The following is a 6334-nucleotide window of genomic DNA, read 5'->3' on the forward strand; positions in this document are numbered from 1 at the left end:
GTTCTGCACAGGGCCGCGGTTCCAGCGGACTCCGCAGCGCGGGTGCGCCAGGATGGACCCATGACCGACCAGCGCATCGCCGTCGTCGTCCTCGCCGCCGGGCAGGGCACGCGCATGAAGTCGTCCACCCCCAAGGTGCTGCACCGGCTCGCCGGGCTGCCGCTCATCGCGCACGTCCTGCGGACGGCGTCGTCCCTCGGGCCGGAGCACGTCGCAGTGGTCGTGCGGCACGAGCGTGACCTGGTCGCAGCGGAGATCACCGAGCGTGCGCCCGACGCCATCATCGTCGACCAGGACGACGTCCCCGGCACCGGCCGTGCGGTCGAGGTCGCGGTCCAGGCGCTCCCCGCGGACTTCGACGGAGCCGTCGTGGTGCTCTCCGGCGACGTCCCGTTGCTCGACGCGGCGTCGCTCCGCCTGCTCGTCGACGCCCACGCCGGCGGGGGAAACGGCGCGACCTTCGTCAGTGCGATCGCCCCGGACCCGACCGGCCTCGGACGGATCGTGCGGGATGCTGACGGCGCGTTCGTCGGTGTCGTCGAGCACAAGGACGCGACAGCCGAACAGCTGGCCATCGCCGAGGCGAACGCGGGCATCTACGCGTTCGACGTGACGCGCCTCCGGGCGGTCCTGCCGTCGCTCACCACGGCGAACGCGCAGGGCGAGAAATACATCACCGACGCCCCCGCGCTGATCAGTGCGCGAGGCGGGCGCATCGACGTCGTCACGCTCACCGACCCGTGGCTCGTCGCCGGCATCAACGACCGCGCGCAGCTGTCCGACGCCGCCCGCGAGCTCAACGCCCGCATCGTCCGCCGACACCAGCTCGCCGGCGTCACCGTGCAGGACCCGGCCACCACCTGGATCGACCTCGACGTCTCGATCGAAGCGGATGCCGAGGTCCTGCCCGGCACCCAGCTCCTCGGCGCGACCGCCATCGCCGCCGGTGCCGTCGTCGGGCCGGACACCACGCTGCGCGACACCGAGGTGGGCGCCGGCGCGACGGTGAACCGGGTCGACGCCACCCTCGCGGTCATCGGTGACGGTGCCTCGGTAGGGCCGTTCGCGTACCTGCGTCCGGGCACGATCCTGGGCGACCAGGGCAAGATCGGCACCTTCGTCGAGACGAAGAACGCGAAGATCGGGCGCGGCAGCAAGGTCCCGCACCTGTCGTACATCGGCGACGCCGAGGTGGGCGAGGACTCGAACATCGGTGCGAACACGATCACCGCGAACTACGACGGCGTGCACAAGCACCGCACCGAGGTCGGCTCGCACGTTCGTACAGGCTCGCACAACGTGTTCGTCGCCCCGGTTAGGATTGGTGACGGTGCGTACACGGGTGCCGGAACGACGGTCCGCAAGGACGTCCCGGCCGGATCGCTCGCGATCAGCTACGCCCCACAGCGCAACACCGACGGATGGGTCGAGGAACACCGACCCGGCACACCGGCGGCCGAGGCTGCTCGGCACGCGAACGGCGAATAGATCCTGGCGACCACCGGTCGTCGACATCGACCCCACACGGGTCAGGGAGTGAGCACCGCACTTGTCCGGAATCAAGACAACCGGCCAGAAACGACTCGTCCTCGTCTCGGGGCGAGCACACCCGGCGCTCTCCGCCGAGATCGCAGAGGAACTCGGTGTCGACTTGGTCCCCACCGATGCCCGGACCTTCGCGAACGGTGAGCTGTACGTCCGGTTCGACGAGTCGGTCCGCGGGTGCGACGCGTTCGTCATCCAGTCGCACACGGCGCCGATCAACGAGTGGCTCATGGAGCAGCTCATCATCGTCGACGCGCTGAAGCGGGCCTCGGCCAAGCGCATCACCGTCGTCGCGCCGTTCTACCCGTACGCCCGTCAGGACAAGAAGGGCCGCGGCCGCGAGCCGATCTCGGCCCGCCTGGTCGCCGACCTGTTCAAGGCCGCGGGCGCGCACCGCATCATGAGCGTCGACCTGCACGCCGCCCAGATCCAGGGCTTCTTCGACGGCCCGGTGGACCACCTCTTCGCCATGCCGGTGCTGCTCGAGCACTTCCGCGAGATCCTCGACCCGTCGATGCTGACGGTCGTTTCGCCCGACATGGGGCGCGTCCGCGTCGCCGACATCTGGTCCGAGAAGCTCGGTGCACCCCTCGCCATCATCCACAAGCGTCGCGACCCGCTGGTCCCGAACCAGGTCACGGTCCACGAGATCGTCGGCGACGTCTCCGGCCGCTGGTGCCTGCTCGTCGACGACCTGATCGACACCGGGCGCACGATCGCCAAGGCAGCTGAGGCGTTGAAGGCTGCCGGCGCGATCGGCGTCGTCGTCGCCGCGACCCACGCAGTGTTCTCCGACCCGGCCACCGAGCTCCTGCAGAGCGAGTTCATCGACCGTGTCGTCGTCACCGACACCCTGCCGGTGCCCGTCGAGAAGCGCTGGGACCGTCTCGAGATCCTGCCGATCGCCCCGCTCCTGGCCCGCGCCATCCACGAGGTCTTCGACGACGGGTCCGTCACGTCGATGTTCGACGGCGCAGCGTAGCGGAGCCGTCGAACCATGGGCGCAGCCGACGGCGGCTCACCGTCTCGTCGACGTGACGTGTCTGCGGACCGTTGGTGACCCATCCCGCGCGTGACGCCCTCGCGGCCCGGCTCCGGGCCGCGGGGAGCGTCTTCGCCGAGGACGAAGCCGACCTGCTCCTCGAAGCAGGCGACGGTGAACCCGTCCGGCTGCGTTCCCTGGTCCAGCGTCGCCTCGCCGGTGAGCCGCTCGAGTACGTCCTCGGCTGGGCCGCCTTCGACGGACACCGCATCCGGGTGACACCTGGGGTGTTCGTCCCGCGTGCCCGGACGACCGTCGTCGTCGAGCAGGCTGCTCGCCGGTTGCAGCGCTACGACCGCGTGGTCGACCTGTGCTGCGGCGCCGGTGCGATCTCGGTGGCGTTGTTCGGCCGGGTCGGCGCGCTCGACCTCGTGGCCACGGACATCGACCCGGATGCCGTCGACGTCGCGGCCGAGAACATCGGCGACCGCGGGATCGTCGTCGCCGGCGACCTGTTCGCGCCGCTGCCGGACCGGTTCCGCGGCGCCGTCGACGTCATCGCGGTGAACGCCCCGTACGTCCCGACGGCGTCGATCGCGATGATGCCGGTCGAAGCGCGTGAGCACGAGCACCGCGTGGCCCTCGACGGTGGCGCGGACGGCCTCGACCTGCACCGGCGGATCGCCGCAGGAGCGGGGGAGTGGCTGCGCCCCGGTGGTTCGGTCGTGATCGAGGTGTCGGTGGCGCAGGCAGATGCGTCGGTCGCGGCGTTCGTGTCCGCCGGGTTCACGGCCGTGGTCGAGCAGGACGACGAGGTCGACGGCACCTGCGTCGTCGCGACGCTCCTCGTCTGACCCGACGAGTCTGACCCGACGAGCCCGAGCCGCACGGGCTCGAGCCGCACGAGTTCGACCCGCACGGGCTCGACCGGCACGGGCTCGACCCGCGCGAGTTCGGCCGGCGCCTGGTTCGCCGACCGGTCGCGACACGCCGCTCAGTTCCGTCGAGGTCGCACAGACGGCCGTTCGGACGCTCGACATGCCGAGATCTCGGAACCTCGACGACCAGCGGACGGCGTGCCGCACGGCCCCACCCGACGCCCCCGACCCCGCGCCGGCCAGCGCTACTTCGCGTCGACCGTCACCGACGCCCAGCCTGAAGCCCCGTTCGGCGCGGGCGGCCGCTCGACGCTCGTCTGCACCTCGCCGTCGGCGCTCACGGCACGGACCTCGATCCGGTGCGACCCCGCGGTCGGCGTCCACCGCAGCACCCACTGGCGCCAGGTGTCCGCGGACACCGACTCGGCGAGTTCCGCCTGCTGCCACGCACCCGAGCCGACCCGGACCTGCACGGCCTTCACCCCGGTGTGCGGCTGCCAGGCGACCCCGGCGATGGCGACCTGCTCACCGACGGTCACGGTCGTCCCGTTCCGAGGGGTGTCGATGCGCGACTCGAGCTTCACGGGCCCGCGTTCCGACCATCCGCGCGGCGTCCAGTACCCCTGTGCATCGGCGAAGCGCGTGACCTCCATCTCGGTCACCCACTTCGTCGCCGACACGTACCCGAACAGCCCGGGCACGACCATCCGCGCCGGGAATCCGTGCTCGGTCGGCAGCGGTTCGCCGTTCATGCCGATGGCGAGGAGCGCGTCGGTGCCCTCGTCCTGCAGGACGTCCAACGGCGTCCCGGCGGTGAACCCGTCGATGCTGCGGGACAGCACCATGTCGGCGTCCCCGGTCGGCTTCGCGCGGGCCAGCAGCTCCCGGATCGGGTACCCGAGCCAGAGCGCGTTGCCGATCAGGTCGCCGCCGACCTCGTTGGACACGCAGCTCAGGGTGGCCATGTGCTCTTCGAGCGGCAGGGCCAGCAGCTCGTCCCACGTCAGCGTGACCTCGTTCTCGACGGCGCCGTGGATGCGCAGGCTCCAGTCGCCCGGATCGATGGAGGGGACGCGCAGTGCGGTGTCGATCCGGTAGAAGTCGGCGTTCGGTGTGACGTAGGGCGTGATCCCGTCGACGTCGAGCGAGGCGCCGCCCGGCACGGCCGGTGCGGGTGTCGCCGCCGCGGGCAGGCGCACGGCTCGTCGGGCAGCGGCGACCGCCTGCATCGCGGACGACCCCACCCGGGAGGCGGTGCCCACCACGACCGCGACCGCTGCGGTCGCGACACCCCAGACCAGGAACGCGCGGCGCTCGGTCGAGGCAGGTCGCGGTGACGCCGACGGGACGGCCGCTGCGGCCTCCCAGCGCCGGAGCCGGCGGAGCAGCAGCCGCAGGGTGATCACGGCGGCTGCCACGCCGAACACGGTGGGAGCGCCGTCGAACGTGCCGCTGCCGGAACGGGTGCTCACCGCGATGAGTGCGAGCACGCCGCCGACGGCGAAGACGAGTGCCCCGAAGGGCGGCCGAGCGCGCTCGAGGACCCCGGCCCCGGCGCTGATCGCGGCGACGATGACGGTCATGAGCGCGAACAGTGCGACCTTGTCGCCGGTGCCGAACAGGGCGACCATCAGGTTCTTGGCCCCAGCCGGTGCGAGGTCGATCACGGCGGACCCGACGGCCACCAACGGGCTGCCGGCACCACCGAGGAGCAGCGCGCCGAACTCGGCGATCCCGAGGAAGGCGGCGGCGGCCACGAGACCGACGGCCGCAGCGAGGACCGCGGGCCGGCGGAGCGGGGCTCCGGCCGGGTGTTCGTCCGTCGATGGGTCGTCCGGCGTCGGGACGTCCGTGGTGCGTTCGGTGGTCACCGCCCGAGCGTAGGTCGCCCGGCCGCTCGTCGGCTGTGCGTGCGGTTCCCCGGGCGTTCACCGACCCCGGCCAGCACCTGCCGATCGGGCCGTGCGAGGATCGGGGTGTGCCGAGGCGTCCAGATCCAGTTCCGCGCCCCGGCCGCGCCCGCCGATCCGACCGCACGCCGATGTCGGCTGCACAGCGCCTGTCCACGTTGCGGTGGGTGATCGTGGGCATCTGGGCGGCGCTCCTCACCGCGCGGATCATCGTCGTCGCGACGGCACCTGACGTGGACCTGTCCTGGTTCGGGATCGTCGAGTTCGGTGCGATCGCGCTGGGCGTCACGGTCATCGTGGTCGCGGTCTTCCGTGCCGCTGCGGTACGTCGCCGGCACGCTGACGAGGCCCTCGCGCTCGCCATCCGCCGCATCGACCCCACGGTCTGGCTCGTGCCGGCGGCTCCGACGACCGAACTGCGCGACGCGATCGCCGAGGTCCGGCCGGAGGTGAGCCTCGGTGCCCGTGTGACGTGGGCGTTCGGGGCGACCGAGGCCTCCCTGTGGGAACTCGACGACCGCAAGGCCACACGGTTGCTCGTGGTCCGGTGGAGCCGGGTGGTGCACGTCGGGATCGAGGACGTCCACGGCGACGGTGACCGCGCCGATGCCCGTCGGGCGTGCGCGGTCGCGATCCACTACGTCCGGCCGGACGACACACCGGCGGTCGCGACCTTCTTCGTGCGGACGGCTCCCGGCTCTCGTCGGCTGCTCGGCCGCGGACAGCGGCTGGACCGGCTCGTCGCCGACCTCGCGCGCGAGCGCATCGTCGCCTGAACCGAGCGCATCGTCGCCTGAACCGAGCACATCGTCGTGACCGAGCGCACTGCTGTCGGACGTGGGAAGGGCCCCGCCGATCGGCAGGGCCCTTCGAGGGTGCGGTCGTGCCGCGGTCTAGTGGGTGGACGGTTCCTGGTCGACCTCGCGGCGGTCGTCGTCGGACCACAGCGTGTGGAAGGTGCCGTCCTTGTCGATGCGCTGGTAGGTGTGCGCGCCGAAGAAGTCGCGCTGCCCCTGGAT

6 protein-coding genes are annotated in these 6334 nt (G+C 71.9%); 4 read left to right on the forward strand and 2 right to left on the reverse strand.

Features of this window, described 5'->3' with window-relative positions; all coding sequences use genetic code 11:
* The first annotated feature begins 60 nt into the window (after positions 1-60).
* From glmU to GVL05_RS12540, 3 genes are all read left to right on the forward strand, one after another.
* The gene (glmU, locus tag GVL05_RS12530; RefSeq protein ID WP_159573330.1) at positions 61-1488 is read left to right on the forward strand and encodes a bifunctional UDP-N-acetylglucosamine diphosphorylase/glucosamine-1-phosphate N-acetyltransferase GlmU; all 1428 of its coding nucleotides are present in this window, start codon (positions 61-63) and stop codon (positions 1486-1488) included.
* 61 nt (positions 1489-1549) lie between these two features.
* Entirely contained in the window at positions 1550-2527 is a 978-nt protein-coding gene (locus GVL05_RS12535) for a ribose-phosphate diphosphokinase (protein ID WP_123294708.1), read from the forward strand.
* A 74-nt stretch (positions 2528-2601) separates the two neighbouring features.
* Entirely contained in the window at positions 2602-3381 is a 780-nt protein-coding gene (locus tag GVL05_RS12540) for a putative protein N(5)-glutamine methyltransferase (RefSeq protein WP_235035963.1), read from the forward strand.
* A gap of 269 nt (positions 3382-3650) precedes the next feature.
* Here GVL05_RS12540 and GVL05_RS12545 read toward each other — a convergent pair whose 3' ends face one another.
* On the reverse strand, positions 3651-5276 hold the full coding sequence (locus GVL05_RS12545; RefSeq protein WP_159573332.1) for a molybdopterin-dependent oxidoreductase: 1626 nt from the start codon (positions 5274-5276) through the stop codon (positions 3651-3653).
* Positions 5277-5446: 170 nt separating this feature from the next.
* On the opposite strand from GVL05_RS12545, the gene GVL05_RS12550 reads away from it, so the two are divergent.
* Entirely contained in the window at positions 5447-6091 is a 645-nt protein-coding gene (locus GVL05_RS12550) for a hypothetical protein (protein ID WP_123294712.1), read from the forward strand.
* Between the two features lie 117 nt (positions 6092-6208).
* On the opposite strand, the gene GVL05_RS12555 is transcribed toward GVL05_RS12550, so the two are convergent.
* Positions 6209-6334: hypothetical protein (locus GVL05_RS12555; protein WP_159573333.1), on the reverse strand; the 126-nt coding region annotated here is incomplete at its 5' end.

The organism is Curtobacterium sp. 18060, assembly GCF_902706105.1.
Classification (GTDB): Bacteria; Actinomycetota; Actinomycetes; order Actinomycetales; family Microbacteriaceae; genus Curtobacterium.